The sequence below is a fragment of the Cellvibrio fontiphilus genome, from assembly GCF_042646205.1.
Lineage (GTDB): Bacteria > Pseudomonadota > Gammaproteobacteria > Pseudomonadales > Cellvibrionaceae > Cellvibrio > Cellvibrio fontiphilus_A.
On the sequence record NZ_JBHRTF010000002.1, the window covers coordinates 729,858 to 753,459 of the forward strand.

Sequence of the window (23,602 nt, forward strand, 5' to 3'; positions counted from 1 at the left end):
CAGGGTTTGTTGTGATTCGATTCGAAACCGTCAGTAAGCGCTACGACACCGGCTACGAAGCCTTGTCGCGGGTTGATTTTGAAGTCCAGGCGGGTGAAATGCTGTTTCTCACCGGTCACTCGGGGGCAGGTAAAAGTACCCTGATGAAAATGATCCTGCTCATGGAGCAGCCATCGCTTGGGCAGGTGTATGTGGATGGCCATCACCTGGAATCCATGCCCAAAAGCCAGATTCCCTATTTTCGCCGCAACATCGGTGTGGTCTTCCAGAACCACCAGCTCCTGTTTGATCGCACTGTGTTTGACAATGTTGCCCTGCCGCTGCAGGTAGCGGGTTATCCCCATCAGGAAATTGGCAAGCGGGTGCGCGCTGCCTTGGACAAAGTTGATTTGTTGGATAAGGAGCGCAGCAATCCAGTGGTTTTGTCCGGGGGCGAGCAGCAGCGCGTGGGTATCGCGCGCGCGGTGGTCAACAAGCCCAGCTTACTGCTGGCGGATGAACCCACAGGCAACCTGGACCCGGAATTGGCTAACGAGATAATGACCCTGTTCCGCCAATTTAATGAAGTAGGGACTACCGTAATGATCGCCACCCATGATGTGGAACTGCTTAAACGTATGAATAAACGTGTGCTCGGTTTGGTGCAGGGTAAATTGGTTCATGACGGGGTGCTCTGGTGAAATCGAATCGACCGCAAAAACCTGAGCGCCGCAACCGCATGGGGGCCAGTCAAATGTCCCGCACCGAGCGCCAGCAGCGCAACCCGCGACCAGAGCCTGCACGGGTTCAGGGCGCAGTGCAAAGCCAGATGTCCTGGCGCGACAAGTTCGATGCCTGGAGTGCCCATCACAGCAATTCAGCCATAGAAAGCCTGCTGCGCATGTTGGAAACGCCCCTGCAAAGCGCCATGACCTGGTTGGTGATCGCCATCGCCATAGCCCTGCCGGCAGCGCTGTTTGTGGTGTTTAGCAACCTGCAGCAGATTGGCCAGGCCTGGCAGGATTCCAGTCAGGTATCGGTATTCCTCAAAAAAGAGGCTGGCGCCAGTCAGGCGCAGGAGCTGCGCGGCCGCATCGCCCAGCGGCCGGATGTCCTTGATGCCAGATACATCTCCCCTGAACAAGCCTTGATCGAGTTCAAACAGAACTCCGGCTTGGGTGAACTCGCCAGTCATTTGGATGAAAACCCGCTGCCGGGGGTAATAATGATTACCCCAAAAATGCAGCAAAACACACCGCAAGCCCTGGCAGATTTGCAGCAGACCTTGGTTGCTGAACCACTGGTGGCAGATGTCCGTCTGGATATGCTTTGGGTCAAACGCCTGCATCAATTTATCGCCATTGCCGAGCGGTTTGTGACTGCGTTGGCCGGTTTGCTGGCGTTGGGGGTGTTGTTGGTGATTGGCAATACCATTCGCATGGCAATTGAAAACCGCCGCGATGAAATTCTGGTGGTTAAACTCGTGGGTGGCACCGATGCCTATGTTCGCCGCCCTTTTCTCTACACCGGGCTTTGGTTTGGTGTTGGCGGCGGCATTGTGGCCGCCGTGCTTCTCGCCTTGGGATTTTGGTGGTTAGCGGCGCCAGTTGCGCAGCTGGCTGATCTGTATCAAAGCAGTTTCCGTTTACAGGGTTTAGGTTTTATAGAGAGCATCCAGTTAATTCTTTTAGCTGGGTTTACCGGTTTGATTGGTGCATGGATTGCAGTAGCGCGTCACCTGTATCAGATCCAACCGCGCTAATTTGTGGGGTTATAAGGTGAGTTCGCACAGTGCAAGATTCGCGTAAAACTGAACTTTTACGCCCTTGGCACAACTAAATAGCCGGTGATACACTCGAGGCACACTTATTGGAGGTATACATGAGCGCAAGTACAAGTCTGCAACCTATCGGCATCTTGGCCCCTGGTGCAAACCTGAACGCCTATGTGCAAGCAGTCAGTGCCTTTTCCATCCTCAGTGTTGAGGAAGAACAGGAGCTGGCACGCGATTTACACCACAATGGTAATCTGGATGCCGCGCGTAAATTAGTAATGGCACACCTGCGGTTTGTCGTACATATCGCCCGCTCCTACAACGGCTATGGTTTGCCGCTGGGCGATTTAGTGCAGGAAGGCAATGTCGGTTTGATGAAAGCCGTAAAACGTTTCGACCCGGATAAGGGCGTGCGTTTGGTGTCTTTTGCCGTGCACTGGATCAAAGCGGAAATTCACGAATTTATTCTGAAAAACTGGCGCATCGTAAAAATCGCCACCACTAAAGCCCAGCGCAAACTCTTCTTTAACCTGCGCGGTGCCAAAAAACGCCTGGCTTGGTTGAGTAACGATGAAGCCCACGCCGTAGCGGCAGATTTAGGTGTCGATGTTAAACAAGTGCGCGAAATGGAAGGTCGTTTAGCGTCCTACGATGCGGGCTTTGATGCCGGTGAAGACGATGACGATGAGTCCTATGTAGCACCGGCGCATTATCTGGAAGATAACCGTTACGATCCTGCTGCACGCCTGGAGGAATCCAACTGGGAGGAGTCCAACGTCAACAGCCTGGAAAAGGCGATAGAGCGTTTGGATGATCGCAGCCGGGTGATTCTGCAGCGTCGTTGGTTAAATGAAGATAAAGCGACACTGCATGATTTGGCGGCAGAATATGGTGTATCGGCTGAGCGTATTCGCCAGTTGGAAAAAAATGCCATGAACAAAGTCAAAACCATGATGTTGGAAGCCTGATCCGTTCATCGCGTTAATGCAAAAAAGCCGCGCACTGCGCGGCTTTTTTTTGCGGTCAAAAAAGCCTTGTTAAGGAGGGTAGAGATTGTCACGTAGATTCATTCAAATTGCTGCAATTAGTGGCTTTATAGCAGTAGTTATCGGCGCTTTTGCAGCACATGGGTTAAAGCAGTTGCTGTCACCCCAAGCCATAGAAACCGTGAAAATCGGGGTGCAGTATCAGTTTTTTCACACACTTGCCTTATTTGGGATCGCACTCTGGATAATGCACAAACCTTCGGCAGCGGGCTTAAAAGCCGCCGGCCTAGCCTTTATACTGGGCATCCTTTTATTCAGTGGCAGCCTTTACGCTCTTGCATTAGGTGCGCCGCGCTGGTTGGGGCCGGTTACCCCGCTCGGCGGAGTCTGTTTTTTGCTGGGTTGGTTGTTCGTTTTCAGCGCCACCCTGCGCACCAAAATGGGCGAGTGATTGACTCGCATCTATCTCACTAACGAATTTATACCTCTATGTCTGATTTTCCTGAATTAACGCCCGACCTTGAAGACGGTGAGCAAGGGTTTCTGATCAAGCCTGAATTCAAGCCCAAGGCGATTCGCAGTTTTGTGATCCGTGCTGGGCGCATCACCGTTGGGCAAAAAAATGCTTTTGATACCTATTGGCCAACCTTGGGGTTGAGTTTGTTTAAAGGCCTTATTGACCCGGAGCAGGTGTTTGGACGCAAAGCCCCGCTGGTGTTGGAAATTGGTTTTGGCATGGGCGATTCGCTGTTGGAAATGGCGCGTAACGAACCTGAAAAAAACTTTATCGGCATTGAAGTACACCCGCCGGGAGTTGGGCGGCTTATTAATCTGGCGGGGCAGGAGGGTTTGACTAACCTACGGGTTTACATGGCCGATGCCATGGATGTACTGGAAGATTGTATTCCCGACAACTGTATCGATCGCCTTCAGCTTTATTTCCCCGACCCATGGCATAAAAAGAAACACCATAAACGCCGTATCTTGCAGTCAGCCTTTGTTCAGAAACTGCGCCCTAAACTCGCGCCCGGTGGTTTGTTCCACATGGCAACAGACTGGCAAGCTTATGCCGAGCATATGCTAGAGGTAATGAACGCTGCGCCAGGTTTTACCACCGACTACAAGGAAACCGGCTACGCGCCGAGACCTGACTATCGCCCTATTACCAAGTTTGAAAAACGTGGTGAGCGTCTGGGGCACGGAGTTTGGGATATTTTGTTCAAAAAAACAGCATAAACTGGCGCATCAAGCCGCTTAAATTGGCACGTTGCACTTTAATTTGTTAATGTAAGCGACTGAATATAATCATGAAACGGATTTCTCGCCGGTGTAGTTATCGATCATTTGATCATTTTTATCAGTTTGGCGGCATAACTTAATAAGCCAAATTGTTTTTTGGAACTCGCTATTTTCAACGGAGAACTATGACTATGAAACACACAAAAGTATTAGCTTTATCTGCTGTTATCGCTGCTTTGTCAGCGGGCGCCAGCGCAGACAATCACAAATTCGAAGTGCGTGCCGAGGGTGGCCGTGTATTTTTTGACGAAGCTCTGGAAGATGCCAACACTTGGGGCTTGGGCTTTGGTTACGTGTTGAACGAAAACTGGACCTTGGAAGCTGTTGCCAGCAAATGGGACAGCGAAACCCAGGACGCAGGTCTGGATGTAGACGGCACTCAATACCGTTTGGATGCCCTGTACAACATCAATACTGAAAGCCTGTGGCGCCCTTATGTTGCCTTCGGTATCGGTGATCAAGACCGCGAGTGGACTACTACCGACTATTCCGAGCGCGACACCCTGTTGAACCTGGGCGCTGGTGTTAAGCGTGCACTGGGCGGCAACTGGGAATTCCGCACAGACGTGCGCGCCTTCAACAGCCTGGATAACGAGTACACCGACCTGGCTTTGAATGCCGGTATCAGCTACCTGTTTGGTGGCTCACCTGCGCCAGTTAAAGCAGCTCCTGCACCAGTAGTTGAAAAAGACAGCGATGGCGACGGTGTATTGGATTCCAAAGACCAGTGTCCAGATACTCCATCCACCCACAAGGTTGACGCTGTTGGTTGTTCCCTGAAGTTGACTGAAACTGTAGCGATTGAGCTGAACATCACCTTCGATACTGCCAAGTCAATCATCAAGCCTGAGTTTGAAAATGAAGTGGCCAAACTGGCTACTTTCATGAACCAGTACGCTGACACCGTTGTGACCGTTGAAGGTCATACCGACAGCCAGGGTTCAGATGCTTACAACCAAAAACTGTCACAAAGCCGTGCTGATTCGGTAAAAGCAGCGTTGATTACCAAACATGGTATCGCTGCTGACCGCGTTAACGCTATTGGTTACGGTGAAGCCAAGCCTGTTGCAGACAATATGACTGCAGCTGGCCGCGAGCAAAACCGTCGTGTAGTTGGTCAGGTTTCTACCAAAGTGACCAAAACCGAAACTCGCAACTAATAGATTCTTGGTTGTAAAAAAACCGGCCTAGTGCCGGTTTTTTTATTGCGGGATTTAATTTGGTAAAGACAGGTAATCGCGGAGCAATTCCCGATAGCCCAGCCTGAAATCCGGGTAGCGCAGTGTGTAGCCCGTGCTGAGCAAGCGCTGGTTGCTGATGCGTTTATTGCCGCGCTCGTTGACAGCATCGGCGGCCAAAAAGTCGCTAATGTTCAGTTGCTGTGCGATCCAGCCAACGACTTCCATCATGGGGGTGGGGCTGGAATCAGTCGCGAGATAAACAGCGTCGAGCGGTTGCTTTTTGTCCAGCTCAATCAGGTGGGCCAGTGCAGCGGCACAATCCTCGGCGTGGATGCGATTGGTGAAATGGGGGCTGGCGGAGGCGCGCCGGTTGATTACCTGCTCGATCAAGCGATTCCTGCCGGGGCCATAAATGCCGCTAAAACGCACCACACTGCAGTGATATCCGCTGTTGAGCAGGGTCTGCTCTGCTTCCAATAACCGTCTGCCGCTGAATCCCTCGGGCAGGGTGGGCGATGTTTCATCCACCCAGCTACCGTCATTCTGGCCATACACGGCAGTGCTGGAGACGAACAGGATCAACCGGGGCGTTATGCCAAGCTCGCGCAAGCTGGCAACCAACTGCTGGCAGCTCTGCACATAGGCTTGTTGATAGCCTGCATCGCTGCGCTCGGCGGGCGTCATGCTGATCACAATCACATCAGCACCCTCTGCCAGAATGGGCTGCAGTTCTTCGGGCCGTGTGACATCGCACTGGCGATATTGCAGGTAGTCCAGATCAGCGGTGGCGCGGCGGCGCAGGCCGGTGATGCTATAACCCAGCGGTGCCATGTGGCGCGCCAGCCGCTGGCCAATATCGCCGCAGCCAATAATGAGTAATTTTGCGCGCGAGTTGGATGAATTCATGGTTCGTTCCTTAGGGCGTCACACTCTAAAAATCATATTGATGTGAAGTTGCATGTGAAGTTGCGTTAATTAGTATTTGATAAAGGTCGCCAATCTGATAGCTTTAGGCTATTCCAAATTGGCACAGCTTGTGGAGCCCTATTATGACCCTGACCGAATTGCGCTACATAGTCACCCTGGCCCAGGAACAACATTTTGGCCGCGCGGCCGACCGCTGTTATGTCAGCCAACCCACGCTCAGTATCGCGGTTAAAAAACTGGAAGACGAGCTGGGGGTAGCCCTGTTTGAGCGCACCAAATCGCGCGTCCAGCCTACACCCTTGGGCGAGCAAATTGTCGCTCAAGCCAATTTGGTGCTGGAGCAGACGGCGGCGATTAAAGACCTGGCCGATGCCGGTAAAGACCAGCTCAGCAGCCCGCTGTCGGTGGGGGCGATTTTCACCATCGGGCCTTATTTGCTGCCCAAGTTTATTCCCCACCTGCAACAGCTGGCGAACAAAATGCCGCTTTATGTGGAGGAGGGCTACACCCACAACCTGCGCAAGAAGCTGCGCAACGGTGAGCTGGATGTGATTATTGTCGCCCTGCCATTTGTGGAGCCGGACGTAGTTACCCAGGCGCTTTACGACGAACCCTTTGTGGTGTTGATGCCCAAGGATCACCCCTTGGCTGCCAAAGAGGCGATTGACCCGCTGGATCTGAACAGCGAACAACTCCTGCTGTTAGGCGAGGGGCATTGCTTCCGCGATCAGGTACTGACCACCTGTCCAAGTCTGCAGCACTCGGCGGACGCCAGTACCAACAGCAGCAATGTGCGCACCGCCGCTGAAGGCAGCTCACTCGAAACCCTGCGCCATATGGTCGCTTCAGGCCTTGGCCTGACCATTCTGCCCGCGTCTGCGGCGGAAAGCTCACTCTACAGCGCCGAGGTATTGGTCACTCGCCCCTTCACCGAACCTTCACCGAGCCGCACCGTGGCACTCGCCTGGCGCGCCAGTTTCCCGCGCCACAAAGCCATTGACGCGCTGCGCACGGCGATCAAGGCCTGTCGGGTACAGGGCGACAAACAATAACAAAGATTGTTATAGTTGGTTATCGGTGGTTAACAGGTGATCAGCTATGAATGTCTCTTTGACGAATCAATTGGAAGTGTTTGTGCAACAGAAAGTAGCGACAGGGATGTATAACTCCGCCAGCGAAGTGATCCGCGAGGCACTGCGTTTGATGGCTGAAAAGGATGCCGAACAGGCGCTTAAATTGGCCAATCTGCGCGCCGATATCAAACAGGCGGTGGATAGCGTTGCCGCCGGGCAGGCGCGGGTGTTTGATCCTGATCTGCTTAAAGCGCAGGCGCGAACCCGCTAACCAAGTGGGAGGAATGGAGTCCAGACATGTTGCAGATCGCACCGGAAGCAGAACAAGACTTGGTGGATATCTGGCGTTATATAGCTGCAGATAGCCTCATCAATGCCGACAATTTTATCGATACCATTTATGCCAGTGCGTTGCAGCTCGCTGACTTTCCTTTGTCCGGTAGAGCAAGGCCAGACTTGGGAGAGCAGATATTTATGTTTCCAATTGAGCGCTATGTGATGTTTTACCAGCCACACACTGATCAGGCTGGCGGAATAGTCCTCCTGCGTGTGCTGCACTCGGCGCGCGATATAAGCTCCGTTTTCTAAATCTGACCCATAGTGAACTCATCCCTGCGAAATGCTACCCTCGACCAAATCCCGGTGACGGCGATTAAAGGTGTTGGTGCCAGTTTGTCTGCTAAATTGGCGAAGATCGGCCTGTTTAGTGTGCAAGATATTCTGCTACATCTGCCGCTGCGCTATATGGATCGCACCCGTATTACGCCGATTGGTGCGCTCCAGCCGAATAGTAATGTGGTGATTGAAGCCGAGGTGCGCGCCTGCGACTTGGTGTTTGGCAAACGCCGCAGTTTGGTGTGCAAAGTGCAGGATGGCACCGGCACTATTACCCTGCGTTTTTACCACTTTAATAACGCGCAAAAACAGCGGCTGGTACAGGGTACACGCCTGCGCATTTTTGGTGAGACGCGTCGCGGGGCCTCGGGGTTGGAAATGTATCACCCCGAATATGATGAACTGGATGCCGCTTCGCCCCTGCCGCTCGCGCAGTCGCTCACCCCGATTTATCCCGCCACCGAAGGTCTGACCCAACCGCGTATGCGTTCGTTGGCCCTGCAGGCGCTGACTTGGCTGGATAACCACTCTCTCAAAGAACTGCTGCCGGAGGCGGTGCGTCGCCAGCTCAATCAGGCGTCGCTTGCCGATGCCTTGCGCTATTTGCACCAGCCGCCTACCAACGCCAATATCCAACAGTTGATGGAAGGCGAGCACCCGTTCCAGCAGCGGCTGGCGTTTGAGGAATTGCTCGCCCATCACCTGAGTCTGTTGCTGCTGCGCCGCGAAACCCAAGCCGATGGCGCCTATCCGCTAAAACTGGATACCAGCTTGCAGCAGCGTTTTGTGGCGGGTTTGGGGTTTAAGCTCACCCGCGCCCAGAGCCGGGTGGTGGCTGAAATCGCCGCTGATCTGGCTAAGCCGATTCCCATGTTGCGGCTGGTACAGGGCGATGTCGGCTCGGGCAAAACCGTGGTGGCGGCGCTGGCGGCGCTGGCGGCGGTATCGGCCGGCAAACAGGCGGCAATTATGGCGCCCACCGAAATTCTCGCGGAACAGCATCGCCTCAATTTTGGCAAATGGCTGGAACCGCTTGGCATCAGCCTCGGCTGGCTTACCGGCAAACTCAAGGCTGCGGAGCGGCGCACCCAGCTGGCGGCTATTGCCAGCGGCGCAGCGCAAGTGGTGGTGGGCACCCATGCGCTCTTTCAAGAGGCGGTGAGTTTTGCCGATTTGGGCTTGATAGTGATTGATGAACAGCACCGCTTTGGGGTGCATCAGCGCTTAACCCTGTCTGAAAAAGGCACCAATAGCGACGAGAACCGGCGCTTTGGTTTGCTGCGTCCGCATCAGTTGATCATGACCGCAACCCCCATTCCGCGCACCCTGGCGATGAGCGCCTATGCCGATTTGGACTGCTCGGTGATCGATGAATTACCACCCGGTCGCACACCGATTACTACCGTGGTGATCAGCGACAATCGCCGCGAGGAAGTGGTTGAACGGGTGCGTCTGGCTTGCGAGCAGGGGCGACAGGCTTATTGGGTGTGTACCCTGATCGAAGAGTCCGAAGCGCTGGAGGCCCAAGCGGCCGAGGCGACGGCGGCAAACCTCACCGAATCCTTGCCACAGCAGCGTATCGGCTTGATCCACGGGCGTCTGAAACCGGCGGAAAAAGAAGCGGTGATGGCGGCATTTAAAGCTAATCAGCTGGATTTGTTGGTGGCTACCACCGTGATTGAAGTGGGGGTGGATGTCCCCAACGCCAGCCTGATGATCATTGAAAACCCCGAGCGCCTTGGCCTCGCCCAATTGCACCAGTTGCGCGGGCGGGTAGGGCGCGGCTCGGCGGCCAGCCACTGCGTGCTTTTGTATGGCTCGCCGCTATCGCACAACGGGCGCGAGCGCCTGCGCGTGATGCGTGAAAGTAGCGACGGTTTTTATATCGCCGAGCAGGATCTTGAGCTGCGCGGCCCCGGCGAAGTCTTGGGCACCCGTCAAACGGGTGAAATGCAATTCAAAATCGCCGATTTGCAGCGCGATGGCCATTTGCTCCCCCAGGTGAAGGATGCGGCACTGCTGTTGATGAGTGATTACCCGCAGGCCTGTGAGCAGTTGGTAGTGCGCTGGCTCGGCCATAACCAGCGCTATCTTCAGGTCTGAAATCCGGTGTATACACAAAAGCGAACTGCATCACATTATTTGGCGATCTGGCGTATGTTTCATCTTGTGAATAAAAATTGTCGTTTTTCTGGCGCATTAATTTCTATTATCGGCGTGTTTGTCATTGTGGCCTGTAAAACTCGGCTATGCTTGAAAACGGTAGGCGGGGCGCGCAAGGCGAGTTAACAAATCTTCCCTGCGCTATATGAGAAATGATTTTCCTGCTTTACACTCCCCCTTACAAGAAGGTCAGGATTCACCTAACCCTATGTATATCAAACAGTTATCGTCAATGAGAGGAGTAGGTCGTGCCAGTCCCTTCCAGTGTTCAGTCATTGCTCAATAAGCAGAATGTGCATTATCAGGTGTCTGAAGTGCCGCTCGATGAGAATGAGAGAGCGCTTTGGCATGACCAGCATTTACGCACTATGAGCGCAGCCAAATCCGTAATATTGCAAGACGCCAAAGGCCGTGTGCAGGTGATTTATGCCGCTGACCGCCTGTTGGATCTCAAGGCCGTTAACCGCCAGCTGGGGCGCGAACTTCACGCCGCCAAGCCGGAGGACGTGCACAAGTTTTGCCTGTCCCATAATTTGCAGTCCATCCCGGCGTTGCCCAAGTTGGCAGGGCTGTTGACGCTGATTGATCGCAGCCTGATTGAGCGCAGTGAATTGCTGGCAGATTCAGGCGATGAGCAGCAGCTGCTGCGTTTCACCCGCGAAGAGTTCCAGCAAATTATGGAAGATGCGACGGTTTGCGATATAGCCGTACCGCTTGAACCTTTGGAAGTAGACGATACCAGCATCACCGATAGCGAGCAGATTCTGGGTGCGGTACGCAATTTCACCCAACTGCGTATCAAGCAGCGCCTGGAGGAGACTCTGGAGCTGCCGCCGCTGTCAGACACTGCCCAGCGCATTATCAAATTGCGCGTAAACCCCAATGCCGATATCAGCGATTTGGCACAAATCGTGGAGACAGATCCGAGCCTTGCGGCGCAGGTTGTTAGCTGGGCGGCCTCGCCCTACTACTCAGCGCCGGGCAAAATCAAATCCATCCACGATGCCATAGTGCGCGTGCTGGGGTTTGATATGGTGCTCAACCTCGCACTGGGTTTGTCCCTTGGCAAAGCTATGACCATCCCCAAAGAAGGCCCGCACGGTGCGCTGCCCTACTGGCAACAAGCGGTGTACATGGCGGCGACTATCGAGGGTTTGGTGACGGCGATTCCGCGCGACCATCGCCCCAGTTTTGGTATGGCCTACCTCTGCGGCCTGCTGCATAACTTTGGCTACCTGATTTTGGCGGAAGTGTTCCCACCTTATTTCCACAACTACTGTGAACTGGCGGATGCCAACCCCCATGTGGAGCATCAGGTGATTGAGCGCCATTTGCTGGGCATTACCCGCGAGCAGTTGGCGGCTTCACTCATGTCGCTCTGGTCTATGCCGGAGGAGGTAGTGGTGGGCTTGCGCTATCAGGCTAACCCGCATTACCAGGGTGAATATGCCAGCTACGCCAAATTAATTTTTGTCGCCCAGCGATTGTTGCACCAGCACAATATTGGCCGCGGCCCCAAGCTTGAAATTCCCGCGCAAGTGTTTGAAGACTTGCATCTGGATCCGGAAAAAGCCTACACCACCGTGGCCAATATCATTGAGAGCAGCGACGATTTAAAGCACATCGCAAACGAATTGGCGCCCCACCACTAGTGCGGCGCCAGCATAAGACTGCGTGATCAAAAACCCCTTTTGCGAGGGGTTTTTTGTTTATAGTGCCAAGGTTTTTCAGTGGCCGGCGCTGCCCTGCTTGCGAGTGCCTCAACCAGAGGCAGTCTTGGGCAAGCGATAAGAGCCACCCCAATCAACCAGCGAGAGAACCCATGACCGAATTATTCCCTGCCGCCGAGGCAGCAACAGTATTAGTGGCACGGCGCATTGCCGGAACCCAGGGCGAGCGCCTGGCGCCGGTTTGTCGCCCGCAAAACCTTGAACAAGCGCTGGCGATTCAAGCCGCTGTGAGCGAGCAGTGGTGCGCGCAAATGGACGACAGTATCGGCGGCTGGAAGTGCCTGTTGCCGCCGGAAGGCAAGCTGATTGTCGGCCCCATTTATACCCGCACTATAGATTCAGTTCCGCCGGTGAGCCTGTGGACTAAAACCACAGCCGAGGGCGAGCGTGCGCGCATTGAACCTGAGTTGGCGTTTTTCTTCGGCAAGGATTTACCCGCGCGCGCCGAGCCTTACACCGCCGAAGAGGTGGATGCCGCCATCGCCCGCACCCATATGGCGCTGGAGCTGATCAACAGTCGCTACACCGATCCGGGCAGCTGTGAATTTCCTGAAATGCTCGCCGATGGGTTGGTGAACCAGGGTTTGTTTATCGGCCCTGAAATTGATTCCGCCAGCGCACGTATGGCCAGTAGTTTTACCGTCACCATGACCTGCGCCAACGGCGAGGTGATTGAGCGTCAGGGCCAGCACCCCAATACCCATCCGCGCGCGCCACTCTATTGGTTGGCGGAATTTCTGCGCAGCCGCGGCGAGGGCATAGTCGCCGGGCAGGCGGTGATTACCGGTTCCTACGCCGGCGTGATTGAAGTGCCGGTGAATAGCGCGATCAAGATCGACTATGCTGGTTTGGGCAGTATGGAAGTCAGTTTTACCCCAAGGAAGGTAAATTAAGGAGCCATTATGAGCAATGACATCAACAAACCCTTCTATTCCTGTGAAATTCCCGTGCGCTGGGGCGATATGGATGCCTATGGCCATGTGAACAACACCCTCTACTTTCGCTATTTTGAAGAGGCGCGTTTCCAGTGGATGCTGGACAAAGGCCTGCCGCTCAAAAGCGATACCCACCCGGTGGTGGTGACCATTGGCTGCACCTTTATGCGCCCCATTTTTCACCCGGAATTGCTGCGTATCGATGTGTTTCTGAGTGAGCCGGGGCGCTCCAGTTTTATGGTCAAGTACCTGGTGTATACCCAATCCCAGCCGGATACACCGGCGGCAGAAGGCTATTCCAAGGTGGTCTGGGTGAGTGCGGCGGATGGTAAATCCGTCCCCTTACCGGACAATGTGCGCTGCTGGTTTGACCCGCAGTGATACCGGCATGGCTGGAGGCGGGGTTTTGGGGCTTTATCGCCTCCAGTGCGCTGTTGATCGGCGCGCTCTTGGGGTGGTTTATCCGCTTTTCGCCCAAAGTCGTGGCTTATGTGATGGCTTTTGGCAGCGGCATCCTGATGGCGGCTCTGAGTTTTGAACTGGTGGGTGAGGCCCGCGAGCAGGCCGGTATCGGCTGGTTGGCGGCGGGGTTTATGGCCGGGGCGCTGCTGTTTTCAGCGGTTAACCGACGCCTCAACAGCCCGGGGGTCAAACACCGCAAACGCTCCCACACCCAGCAACCGGCGGCAGAAAATACCGGTGTAGCCATAGCCGCCGGCACCTTGCTGGATGGTATCCCCGAATCCATCGCCATAGGTTTGTTGGTGGCGAGCGGCGGCAAACTCAGCTTGGCTACCATCGCTGCGATTTTTATCTCCAATATCCCCGAAGCCCTGTCCAGTACCGCCGGTATGCGCCGCGCCGGGCGCAGCGGCTGGTTTATGCTGCGCCTCTGGGGTGGAATAGCGCTCTGTTCAGGGGTATTTGCCATTCTGGGTGCGGTGTTTTTTGGCAATGCCCCGCTGCAGGTAAAAGCGCTGATCAGCTGCATTGCCGCGGGCGGTATTTTTGCGATGGTGGTGGAGACCATGATCCCCGAAGCATTTGCCGAGACCCATGAAATGTCCGGTTTGATGGCCGCCTTCGGATTTGTGGCGGCGCTGGCGCTACAGCTGTTGGAACTGTAAAAAAACGCGCCATTAAACCGGTGGTAAGTTGCAGTTGCATGACAAAAATGGCCAATTGCCAGCGCCGTTAAAAATATAAAAAAATCTGTCCCCTTTTGCGTTCCAGCGCTCTCTTGGTAGTTGCCAGAGGCTTTGCAGCCACTACAACTAACCAGAGAGAGACCCATGAAAACCGCATTTTTTCCCGCTAATTTGTTATCCCTTGCTATTGGCAGCCTGACCCTGATTGGCCTGCCTGCCTTTTCCCAAAACACGGTGTCCCAAACCGGCGCCGCGCAAACTGACCTGCTCGAAGAAGTGGTCGTGCAAGGTTCTTACAGCCGGAGTTTGCAATCCGCGCTGGACACCAAACGCAACGCCGTGGGCGTGGTGGATGCCATCGCCGCGGAAGATATCGGCAAGTTCCCTGCACACAATATCGCCGAAGCCCTGCAGCGGGTGACCGGGGTGGCGGTAGTGCGCGACCGTGGCGAAGGTGTGTATGTGCGCGTGCGCGGCCTGGGTTCCAACTTTCAGGTGACCAGCCTCAATAGCCGCGCTATGGCGGTGAATGAAAACGTGCGTACCTCCGGGCAATTTGGCCGCCAGTTCCGTTTTGACACCTTGCCTGCCGAGCTGGTGTCCAGCGTGGAAGTGATCAAAAGCCCCACCGCCGATTTGGATGAAGGCGCCATCGGCGGCACGGTGAATATCAAAACCTTCAAGCCGCTGGATTTGGACGGCAGCAAATACACCGGCTCGCTGCAGGCCAGCCATTCTGAATTAGCCGATAAAACCGACCCGCGCCTGTCCGGTTTGGCGAGTTGGAGCAACAGCGACAACACCTTTGGCGCGCTGGTTTCCGCCGCCTACGCCGAGCGCAGTGTGCGGCAGGATCGCTCGCTCAACTTTGGCTGGAGCCAATCCACCGGTATCGATACTGACGGTGACGGCAGCGCCGATTCCGGCCCCATCATCACCCCCGGTGGTATTCGCCCGACCCTCGAACTGGAAGACCGTGAGCGCATGGGTATCGCCTCGGCCCTGCAGTGGCGCCCGAGTGACATAGCCGAAGTGAACTTCGATATTTTCTACGTCGATCAAACGGTGAACTACGACGAATTCACCTACAGCGCAGATTACAACCTCAACAAACTCACTCCCGGTTCGGCGGTGATTCGCAACGGCGCGCTAATTGGCGGCTCCACCACCGATGGCGCGGTACAAATCGGCCGCGAAAGTTCGGGCATCAACGACGAAAACCTGGCGCTGGGCTTAAACGGCGCGCTTTATCTGGGCAACTGGAAACTCTCCGGCGACCTGTTCCATTCCACCGCCGACAGCGAAGATGCCGACCCGATTATCCGCACCCGTTTCCGTCGCACCAGCGGCGTGGCCTTTGATTTCTACTTCCCCAAGGTGGATGGCGACTCGGTGCCCAGCATCACCTACAAAAACGCTGACCTGACTGACCCCGAGCAGTGGTTGGGGCGCCGTTTGGAGTGGCGCACTATTCGCGCCGAAGACGAAGAGCAGGCGATTAAGTTCGATGCCGAGCGCGAGTTGAATGTCGCCGGCCTCACCAAATTCACCACCGGGGTAAAACTGCGCGAGCGCTCGCGCGACTATTTCCGCCGCGATTTGGTGCTGGTGAATGGCATAGAAGGCGAGGTGTTTGATGAGAGCTACTTTGAAGCCTTCCCGGTGAGCGGTTTCCTCGGCGATGCCAAGGGCGAATTCCCTACGGTGTGGTTGGTGCCGGACGAGAGCAAATTCTGGAGCAACTACCCCAGCGCGACTGATTTGGCAGCGCCGCTATCCTCGGGTGATTTACGCAACTCCTACCGCATCGAGGAGTCCATCACCTCGGCCTATGCGATGCTGGATATGGAGCACCAGCTGGGCGGTCTGCCGCTCAAGGGTAATGTTGGGGTGCGTGTCGCTCAAACTGAACAGACCTCCTCCGGCCATGCCTCGGTGGGCGGCGTGACCACCCCGGTGAGTTTTGATGAGGACTATACCGATGTGCTGCCCTCCGCCAACTTCACCCTCAATTGGACCGACGATTTGCTCACCCGCGCCGCTGCCGCCAAGGTAATTACCCGCCCGGACTTGCAGGACATGGCACCGCGCCTGACTTTTAACTCCGGCGATGTGAACACCGCCAGCGGCGGCAACCCGCTGCTCAACCCCTTTGAAGCCTGGCAGTACGACCTGACGCTGGAATGGTATCTGGACAAGGTCACTGCGCTCTCGGCGGGTGTTTTCTACAAGGACATTTCCACCTTTATCCAAACCCAAAAGTCAGATTTGCTGTTCAACGGCGTGGTGTATGAACTCAGCTCCAAGGTCAACGGCTCCAACGCCGAAGTGACCGGGATGGAAGTGGCTTATCAACAGGTGTTTGACCAACTGCCCGCGCCGTTTGACGGCCTCGGCCTGCAGGCCAACTACACCTGGACTGACTCCAGCGCGGTCTATGTGGATAACGACCAATCAGTCAAAGGCGAGTTGGAAGATGTCGCCAAAAACAGCTACAACCTCACCGCGTTCTATGAAAAGGACGGCTTTGGCCTGCGCCTGAGCTACAGCTGGCGCGATGGAGTGTTGAACCAGATAGGCACCAACAGCCTCGCCTCGGAAAACAAGGCGGCGTTTGGCACCCTGGATTTAAGCGCGTCTTACGACCTGTCGGACAATGTCACGCTGTTTGTGGAGGGCATCAATATCACCGACCAAGCCCAGCAGGATTTTGTGCAGGGCGACGAGTTCCGCAGCTACACCGACTACGGCAGCACCTATTCGCTGGGGGTGCGTGCCAGCTTCTAAGCCTCCCCCTGGGCTGGGCGGTCATTTCAGCTCAGCCCTTATTGGGGCGCCCGGCTGGGTTGTCATCTAATAGTCATATTTTTACGTCAAAAACAGCGCTGGTTTTCCAGTGTCTGTTTTTTTATTTTTTGTGGATGTTTTTATGCGTTTAACCCGTCGTAACTTTCTCAAAAATGCCAGCGCTACTGCCATCGCGCTGGGCGGCCTGCGCAGTTTGCAACTGCAGGCGCAGGTCTATGCCCAAGACCCGGTTTACGGTATCGATAAAGTCGGCCAACTGCTGGCCGACCCGGCGGGCATTCTCAACTTGCCGCGTGATTTCAGTTACAAAATCATCGCCCGCACCGGCGACCGCATGAACGATGGGCTAATTACCCCCAGCGCCATGGATGGCATGGCCGCTTTCCCGCTGCCGGGTGATGCCAGCAAATGCATTCTGGTGCGCAACCACGAACTGGATTCGGTGGGCGAGGAAATTGATGCCTTTGGCGGCGATAAGGATTTGGCGCGCAAACATGTTGGCAACAAAAGCTATGACAGCTTTGGTGGCCTGCCGGTTAACGGTGGTACTAGCACCCTGGTTTACAGCCATCGCAGCCAGCGCGTAGAGCGCAGCCACCTGAGTTTGGTGGGCACCGCGCGTAACTGTGCCGGTGGCGCCACGCCCTGGGGCAGTTGGCTCAGCTGCGAGGAAACGCTGGTCGGCAAAGCTCAGGGTTACGGCCGCGAACACGGCTATATCTTTGAGGTGCCCTCACTTGCCAAGGGTTTGGTAGAGCCGGTGCCGCTCAAAGATATGGGGCGTTTTGTACACGAAGCAGCGGCTGTGGATAGCACCAACGGCATTGTGTACCTCTCGGAAGATACGGATCGCAGCCTGTTTTACCGCTTTATCCCCAACACTCCGGGCAAGCTGGCCGAGGGCGGCCGCCTGCAAGCCCTCGCCATTCGCGGCTGGCCGAGCGCCAATACCCGCAATTGGAAGGAGGATGCAAAAGACAAAAACGCGCAACCCGTTGCCATGCGCCAGCGCTTTGAATGCGAGTGGATCGATCTGGACGATGTCACCGCCCCCGAGGGTGATTTGAACACCCGCGGCGAAGCCCAAGGCGCGGCGATTTTTGCGCGCGGTGAGGGCATCGCCTTTGCCCTGCGCGAGGATAAAACCCGCGAAGTGCTGTTTGCGGCGACCGGCGGCGGCCCGCTCAAAATCGGCCAGGTCTGGCGCTATCAACCCAGCGCCTTTGAGGGCACCGCACGCGAAAGCGAGCAGCCGGGGGTGATGGAATTAGTCTATGAAACCCACAACCGCGCGATTTTGGAGTCCTGCGACAATTTGGCCGTGGCGCCCTGGGGCGACCTGATCATCTGTGAGGACAGCTACTCGGAAAACCCGGATACGGTGAACTACCTGCGCGGCCTCACCCCGGACGGGCGCATCTACACCCTCGCCATGAACGCCCACCCCGATAAGGGCGAATTCTGCGGCGCCTGTTTCTCCCCTGACGGCACTACGCTCTTCGTCAACATCCAACGCCCCGGCTTCACCCTCGCCATCACCGGCCCCTGGGGCAACCTGCGCAGCCGCGCCAAGGGGATTGATAGGTTGGGTTAACTTCTTGTGGTGTAGGGTTCAGAGCTTGAGGTTAACACCCACCCAAAAACTCCGCCCATAGTGGGTGTAACCGGCAAATTCGCCACCTAACACACTTTCCCATTGGGCGGCGTTGGTGAGGTTGGTGGCTTCGGCGGTGAAGCTGAGGTTGCTGTTGAAGCGCCAGCTCAGGTGCATATCCAGAGTGCCGAAGGCTTCGCTGTTTTGTGCGGCGAGGTTGGCGCTGGCGACCTGGTTGAGCACTTGGTCGCGCCAGTTGTAGTGGGCGCGCCAGTGCCAGTGGCTGGTTTCGCGGTAAATTCCCAGGTTAACGCTGTTGCGGGCGACATCGGCGAGCCGGTCGCGGTTGATACCCGTGTCGGTGTAATAGCGGGCGCTGGTCCAGGTGTGGGTGTAATTGGTGTTGATGCCCCAGTGTTGCAGTGGTTCGGGCAGGGCTTGTTGCCAGGCGAGTTCGATGCCGGCGATGTTGGCGCGGGCACCATTGTCGGGGCTGGTGAGTTCGTACTCGGTGCCCTTGATGATTTGTGTGCGGGTGCGGCTTTGGAAGAAGTTGTCCAGTTTTTTGGCAAATATTCCGACCGATAGCAGCATTTTGTCGGCTGGGTAGTATTCCAGTGCGCTGTCCCACTGCCAGCCGGTAACTGGTTTTAATTCGGGATTGCCGCTGGTAGCCGTCGCTACATCGCCGGAGTTGAGGGTGAGCCGTGGCGCCAGGTCCTGAAACTCGGGACGCGCCATCACCCGCGCCAGTGCCGAGCGCCAGAGCAGTTGTTCATCCAACTCCAGCACCAGATTCGCGGCGGGCAGCAGTTCGCCATAGCGCTGTGTATAGGTCGCGGTTTGTGCGCCGCCCTGTGTCTGCTGGTCGGTTTCCACCCAGCGCAGACCTACATCGCCGCGCAGCGGCCAGCGGCCTTGCTCGGCGTCCATATTCAGCTGGAGGTAAAGCGCGCGACTGTCCTCCCTGATACGGTAGCTATTTTGTAAGTCCTCGGCGCTAAGCGGGGATTGGTAAAACGCATGTTCATCAACAGCTTGCCAAAATGTTTCCGCCTTGGGCGCCAACCAGTTATGGGGTAAGCGGCGGGTATTGCCCAAAAAGTTAGCCACCGGCAGGGGGATAAAATAGTCGCTGGGGAAATAAATGCCGGTTATACCCTCGCTTACAAGGCGATCCTTGCGCCAGTAGTCGCGGCGGTGCTGGCGCCACTGCAGGCCAAGCTCCAGCGCCTGCCAGAGTGGGTGATCAAGCGGGCGGGTGGCATCCAGTTTGAGGCTGGTGTCGCTGTCGCTGCTGCGAGTGCTGCGCCATTCCAAACGGCGGCCGGGGAAATCGCCGGGGTCGAGCAGGTCGATATTGTTGTAGCTGATCTGCGGCAGCTGCTGACCGGTATGGTAGGCAAAATCAAAATGTACATCCTGAGCGCGACGCAGGCGGGTACGTTTGATGGCTTCAGGGTTGCCGCTGTGGGCACGGCTGTTTACCCAACTGGTGTTGAGTTGCCAGATTTCGCCCTGCCAACCGAGGCTGATATCCAGCATGGAGTTGTCATTTTCCAAGCCAGCAGATTCCTGGCCGATTTGCACTGAGCCGGTGTGGGTGCTGCCCGCTACCAGTGCCTTGCCCCGGGTTTGCAAGCTAGCGCCCAGCAAACCTGCGCTGTTGTAGTCGGCGCTGTAGCTGTATTCCTGATAGTCGATCTGCTGCTGCAGTTGCAGCCAATGCACATCCAACTGCCAGGATTCGCTGGGTTGCCATTGCAAGCTACTGCTCAACCCCAAGCGCTCGCGCTGCTCCAGTTCCAGAGTGGGGCGCACTCCGGCGGGGGTGACTAACGTGTCCCTGTTATTTGTTGTGGCGGGCAATTGGTTTGTAGATAGGTGCTCCCAGCGAAAGTTGAGCACACGGTCCTGCCGCAAATGGCGTTGGTTGTAAGCCGCGGCGAGGCTAAACCCCAGAGTCTGATCGCTATTCACCCAGCTGCCCAGCGCCGCCAACTTGGGGCGCCAAGTGTCCACTAACTCGGCGCTGTTGGCGCTCGCACTCAGGCTCAGGCGCGGCTCGCCAATAGTCAGCGGGGCGAAGGGGCGGATATCCACACTGCCGCCAATGGCGCCCTCTTCATCGCTCGCCGCCGTGCTTTTGCGCACCTCAACTCCGGCCACCAGCTCGGCGGGGAAGGTGTCGTAGTGGAAGCGGCGCCCGTACTGTTCGGAGTTGCGCACATTTTCATTTACCGCCAGTGAGTGGCCATTCAGGCTGACGCGATTGAACTGGGTGGGCAGGCCGCGAATGCTTAAAAACAGCGCCTCGCCCCGGTCGCGCACTACTGAAATACCGGGGCTGCGCTGGATTGCCTCGGCAATATTGTGGGCAGGGAATTTGGCGATATCCTCGGCGATAATCTTATCAACGAGCCGGTTACTAGTGCGTTTCTTGTCGATAGCGGTTTGTTGGTTGCGGCTGTAGTTGCCCAGCACCAGCAGCTGTTCAACCATCACCTGGGGGTGGTGTGGCGGTTCGGGTGATGGCGGTGGCAAGTGCGGACGCTGTTGAATCAACCAGCCGGAGGAGCGTGGCAGGGCTTGAAAACCACTCCCGGCGAGCAGCTTGTCCAGTACCTGCGCGGGGCTCATCTGGCCTGCAACTGCCGGGGCGGTTAAGCCCTGCAGCTTGCGTGGATCGAACCAGAGGCTGGTCTGCAGTTGGCGCGCCACCTGGGTCAGGGCTTGACCCAGAGGTTGGGCGGGTAATTGCCAGTTGTAGCTGGCTGGTTGTGTCTGGGGTTCAGCCCTTGGCCCGGCGGCGTAAACCAGTATCAGGCTGATACCAATCAAGCGCGCCCAGGCTTGGCTGAGGGTGGATGGCATGGCGGCCTAGTTGCGCGCCGCCAGTTGGATGACCGCGACACCCTGCTGGTTGATGCGGCGCTGCTCCAGCGGGTGCAATTCGGTTAGCAGTTCGAGGCTGGCGGCCACATCTTTCAGCTGAAAGCGGCCAGCCAGCGGCAGCGCGGCCAAGTCCGGGTCGGCCAGTTGAATAGGGTTAGGGCTGTAGCGATTGAGCTGCTCCACCAATAGGCCCAGGTTGCCCTCGTGCAATTCCAGCCAGCCGGAGCGCCAATCCACCAGTCCGGCCAGCTCTACTTTTTGCAAGCGGATGCCACTGGCGCTGACCTGCGCCTGATCCCCCGCGACCAGTCGCGTCGGCGGGTCATCGGGGTGCGCGCGCAGGTCTATGGCGCCCTCGTAAACGGTGACTTCAGTCGCCTGCGCCAGTTTGTCGATATTAAATTCAGTGCCCACCGCCACCACACTGGCAGTGCCGATACTGACGGCAAAGGGGCGGTTTTTGTCCTTGGCGACGCGGAAGTAGGCCGCGCCCTGCTGCAGTTCCACATGGCGCCGGGTGGTATCCAGGGTAATGGCAAGGCGGCTGGCGGGGCTTATCTCCAGCAGCGATCCCTCCTCAAGCTGCAAGTCGTGGCGAATACCGGTGGCGGTAGCAAAAGGCAGGGTTTTGCTGCTTGCTGGCGCCTCGCTTAAAAAACGGTTGCTCACCAGCAGGGCGATGCACAGGCTAAAACACAGCGCCCAACGGGCACCGCGGCGGAAATCGGCGGCGGGTTGGGCGCGTGCTGGGCGATTCACTTGTGTCACGGCCTGCGCCGCGCGGGTGAGCGCCGGGTCGGCCCAGCTGTTGAGCATACGCTCGAACAGGGCGCGTCGCGTCGGGCTGGACTCCAGCCAGTGCAGCAGGCGGCGTTTGGACAGTTCATCCAGCGGTTGTTCGCCCAGCAGCTCAAGCCATTCGGCCGCTGTCTGGTAATCCTCGTCGTCGGGTTGGTTCAGGGAGCTGTAGGTCATAGGTGCAGGGCTTAAAACTGGCGGTGATGATCGAGAAAGCGCTGTAAATCGGCGAGTGCGCGGGTCATGTGTTTTTTAACGGCCTCCTGGCTCAGGCCCATGGCGGCAGCTATTTGCTCGCGCGATTCACCCTGCAGGCGGCGGCGAAGCAGCACCTCGCGCCGCTGCGCCGGCATGGTCGCCAAAAAACCGCTGAGCAGTTGCGCGCGCTGACGCTGGCTGGTGTGCTCCTCGGGGCAGGGGGCGGGGCAAGTGAGGGGGTTGCTGAGCTCGTCCAGGTTGTCCAGCGACAATAGCTGGCGTTTGTTATCGCCAAGTAGCAGGTTGCGGGCAATACGCAGGGCGTAGGCTAGCGGGTTGCGCAGCGGCTGGGCGCGTGCCTGTTCAATCACCCGTAGTACAGATTCTTGGTAGATGTCTGCTGCATCGCTGCTGTTCGGTGCAATTCGCTGGATATAGCGCTTGAGCGGGCCAGTTGCAGAGGTCAGGCGCTCATCCAGAGGCGCTGGCTCAAGGCTAGGTCGGTGAGGATCAAGCATGGCGGCAAGTCTCGCAATTAACTGGCGCGCCAGCTTAATCAGTAAATATGACAATTCGATGAGTGAGGTGCCAGTTTTAGGCTCTTATCGGCACTTCAAATCGGCACTTCAGGTTCGCACTTCAGGCGCGCTGTAATTGCTCCAGCTCCTGCCAGTAAATGGTATCGCTGTGGTGCAGGAGGCGCATGACGCCTTGGTGATCCTCCACCAGCGCGGTGCAGTTTTCGATCCAGTCACCGCAGTTGGCGTAGCGCAAACCCGCCTCCTCGCGCAGCGCCGGGTAGTGGATATGGCCGCAGACCACACCGTCGTAACCGCGCCGTTTGGCTTCCGCCAGCGCTTCTTTTTCGTAGGTTGCAATAGCTGCCTTGGCGCCTTTGATATTGCTTTTAATCAACCCGGCGAGGGAAAAATAGGGCCGGCGCACCAGCTTGCGCAGGCGGTCAGACCAGCGGTTGATAAACAGCAGCAGTTCGTAACCGTGATCGCCAACTACCCGTTTTAACCAGCTGTGGTTGATGTAGGCGTCCATCGCATCGCCGTGCATGATCAGCAAACGCTTGCCATCGGCGGTCACATATTCGTGTTCGTGGGCGATTTCGATAGGGCCAAACAACTCGCCGCTGAAATGGCGCATGGGGTCGTCGTGATTGCCCGGCACATAGACGACGCGCATGCCTTTGGCCGCCAGTTCGTAGAATTTGAGCATCACCTGGTAATGCTTGGCGGGCCAGCAGAAGCGGCGTTTGAGCGACCATAAATCGACAATATCGCCCACCAGATACAGCGTGTCGCAGTGGATGCGATTGAGGAAATCCAGCAGGTAGTCGGCCTTGCAGTCGCGAAAACCCAGGTGGATATCGGAGATCCACACAGTGCGCGCATTGATCAAACTGGCGGTGGGTTTAGGTGGAATATCGGCAGTAACCGGGGGTTGTGGCAGGGCGGCAGCAAGCGGGTTGGCAGCGATGTTCATAATGC

21 protein-coding genes are annotated in these 23,602 nt (G+C 56.5%); 16 read left to right on the forward strand and 5 right to left on the reverse strand.

The window, feature by feature from the left end; all coding sequences use genetic code 11:
- Window positions 1–11 precede the first annotated feature (11 nt).
- From ftsE to ACFODX_RS05045, 6 genes are all read left to right on the forward strand, one after another.
- Window positions 12–680: a cell division ATP-binding protein FtsE gene (gene ftsE, locus ACFODX_RS05020; RefSeq protein ID WP_324257412.1), complete on the forward strand. Its 669-nt coding sequence runs from the start codon at window positions 12–14 to the stop codon at window positions 678–680.
- Window positions 677–1,741 (forward strand): permease-like cell division protein FtsX, encoded by a 1,065-nt coding sequence (gene ftsX / locus ACFODX_RS05025; RefSeq protein ID WP_378116681.1) that lies wholly within the window; start codon window positions 677–679, stop codon window positions 1,739–1,741. The genes ftsE and ftsX overlap by 4 nt, the downstream gene beginning before the upstream one ends.
- 119 nt (window positions 1,742–1,860) lie before the next feature.
- Complete coding sequence (gene rpoH / locus ACFODX_RS05030; RefSeq protein ID WP_378116683.1) at window positions 1,861–2,721, forward strand: RNA polymerase sigma factor RpoH; 861 nt, start codon at window positions 1,861–1,863, stop codon at window positions 2,719–2,721.
- An 85-nt stretch (window positions 2,722–2,806) separates the two neighbouring features.
- Window positions 2,807–3,190, forward strand: a complete 384-nt coding sequence (locus tag ACFODX_RS05035; protein WP_378116685.1) for a DUF423 domain-containing protein — start codon at window positions 2,807–2,809, stop codon at window positions 3,188–3,190.
- Between the two features lie 38 nt (window positions 3,191–3,228).
- Complete coding sequence (gene trmB / locus ACFODX_RS05040; protein WP_378116687.1) at window positions 3,229–3,975, forward strand: tRNA (guanosine(46)-N7)-methyltransferase TrmB; 747 nt, start codon at window positions 3,229–3,231, stop codon at window positions 3,973–3,975.
- A gap of 194 nt (window positions 3,976–4,169) precedes the next feature.
- Window positions 4,170–5,198 (forward strand): OmpA family protein, encoded by a 1,029-nt coding sequence (locus tag ACFODX_RS05045; RefSeq protein ID WP_378116689.1) that lies wholly within the window; start codon window positions 4,170–4,172, stop codon window positions 5,196–5,198.
- 54 nt (window positions 5,199–5,252) lie between these two features.
- Here ACFODX_RS05045 and ACFODX_RS05050 read toward each other — a convergent pair whose 3' ends face one another.
- Window positions 5,253–6,125: an SDR family oxidoreductase gene (locus ACFODX_RS05050; protein ID WP_378116691.1), complete on the reverse strand. Its 873-nt coding sequence runs from the start codon at window positions 6,123–6,125 to the stop codon at window positions 5,253–5,255.
- Between the two features lie 143 nt (window positions 6,126–6,268).
- Here ACFODX_RS05050 and ACFODX_RS05055 point away from each other — a divergent pair, with 143 nt between their 5' ends.
- The 10 genes from ACFODX_RS05055 (at window position 6,269) to ACFODX_RS05100 (ending at window position 18,212) form a co-directional block, all read left to right on the forward strand.
- Window positions 6,269–7,198 (forward strand): hydrogen peroxide-inducible genes activator, encoded by a 930-nt coding sequence (locus tag ACFODX_RS05055; protein ID WP_378116693.1) that lies wholly within the window; start codon window positions 6,269–6,271, stop codon window positions 7,196–7,198.
- 46 nt (window positions 7,199–7,244) lie between these two features.
- Window positions 7,245–7,490 (forward strand): type II toxin-antitoxin system ParD family antitoxin, encoded by a 246-nt coding sequence (locus tag ACFODX_RS05060; protein ID WP_378116695.1) that lies wholly within the window; start codon window positions 7,245–7,247, stop codon window positions 7,488–7,490.
- 26 nt (window positions 7,491–7,516) lie between these two features.
- Window positions 7,517–7,807, forward strand: coding sequence for a type II toxin-antitoxin system RelE/ParE family toxin (locus tag ACFODX_RS05065; RefSeq protein ID WP_378116697.1), 291 nt, complete (start codon window positions 7,517–7,519; stop codon window positions 7,805–7,807).
- A 12-nt stretch (window positions 7,808–7,819) separates the two neighbouring features.
- A complete protein-coding gene (gene recG, locus ACFODX_RS05070; protein ID WP_378116699.1) occupies window positions 7,820–9,937 on the forward strand; it encodes an ATP-dependent DNA helicase RecG in 2,118 nt (705 codons plus the stop codon).
- Window positions 9,938–10,245: 308 nt separating this feature from the next.
- Window positions 10,246–11,649: an HDOD domain-containing protein gene (locus tag ACFODX_RS05075; protein ID WP_378116701.1), complete on the forward strand. Its 1,404-nt coding sequence runs from the start codon at window positions 10,246–10,248 to the stop codon at window positions 11,647–11,649.
- Window positions 11,650–11,819: 170 nt separating this feature from the next.
- The gene (locus tag ACFODX_RS05080) at window positions 11,820–12,620 is read left to right on the forward strand and encodes a hydratase (RefSeq protein WP_378116703.1); all 801 of its coding nucleotides are present in this window, start codon (window positions 11,820–11,822) and stop codon (window positions 12,618–12,620) included.
- Between the two features lie 9 nt (window positions 12,621–12,629).
- The gene (locus tag ACFODX_RS05085; protein WP_378116705.1) at window positions 12,630–13,043 is read left to right on the forward strand and encodes an acyl-CoA thioesterase; all 414 of its coding nucleotides are present in this window, start codon (window positions 12,630–12,632) and stop codon (window positions 13,041–13,043) included.
- Window positions 13,040–13,789, forward strand: coding sequence for a ZIP family metal transporter (locus ACFODX_RS05090; protein WP_378116707.1), 750 nt, complete (start codon window positions 13,040–13,042; stop codon window positions 13,787–13,789). Before ACFODX_RS05085 ends, ACFODX_RS05090 begins: the two co-directional genes overlap by 4 nt.
- Before the next feature lie 165 nt (window positions 13,790–13,954).
- Window positions 13,955–16,597, forward strand: coding sequence for a TonB-dependent receptor (locus ACFODX_RS05095; protein WP_378116709.1), 2,643 nt, complete (start codon window positions 13,955–13,957; stop codon window positions 16,595–16,597).
- Window positions 16,598–16,739: 142 nt separating this feature from the next.
- A complete protein-coding gene (locus ACFODX_RS05100) occupies window positions 16,740–18,212 on the forward strand; it encodes an alkaline phosphatase PhoX (RefSeq protein WP_378116711.1) in 1,473 nt (490 codons plus the stop codon).
- 18 nt (window positions 18,213–18,230) lie between these two features.
- Here ACFODX_RS05100 and ACFODX_RS05105 read toward each other — a convergent pair whose 3' ends face one another.
- The 4 genes from ACFODX_RS05105 to ACFODX_RS05120 form a co-directional block, all read right to left on the reverse strand.
- Window positions 18,231–21,086 (reverse strand): TonB-dependent receptor, encoded by a 2,856-nt coding sequence (locus ACFODX_RS05105; protein ID WP_378116713.1) that lies wholly within the window; start codon window positions 21,084–21,086, stop codon window positions 18,231–18,233.
- 6 nt (window positions 21,087–21,092) lie between these two features.
- Window positions 21,093–22,082 carry a FecR family protein gene (locus ACFODX_RS05110; protein ID WP_378116715.1) on the reverse strand — a complete coding sequence of 330 codons (990 nt, stop codon included), beginning with the start codon at window positions 22,080–22,082 and terminating at the stop codon, window positions 21,093–21,095.
- An 11-nt stretch (window positions 22,083–22,093) separates the two neighbouring features.
- Complete coding sequence (locus ACFODX_RS05115) at window positions 22,094–22,621, reverse strand: RNA polymerase sigma factor (RefSeq protein WP_378116717.1); 528 nt, start codon at window positions 22,619–22,621, stop codon at window positions 22,094–22,096.
- 121 nt (window positions 22,622–22,742) lie between these two features.
- Entirely contained in the window at window positions 22,743–23,597 is an 855-nt protein-coding gene (locus ACFODX_RS05120) for a UDP-2,3-diacylglucosamine diphosphatase (RefSeq protein WP_378116719.1), read from the reverse strand.
- Window positions 23,598–23,602: the final 5 nt, after the last annotated feature.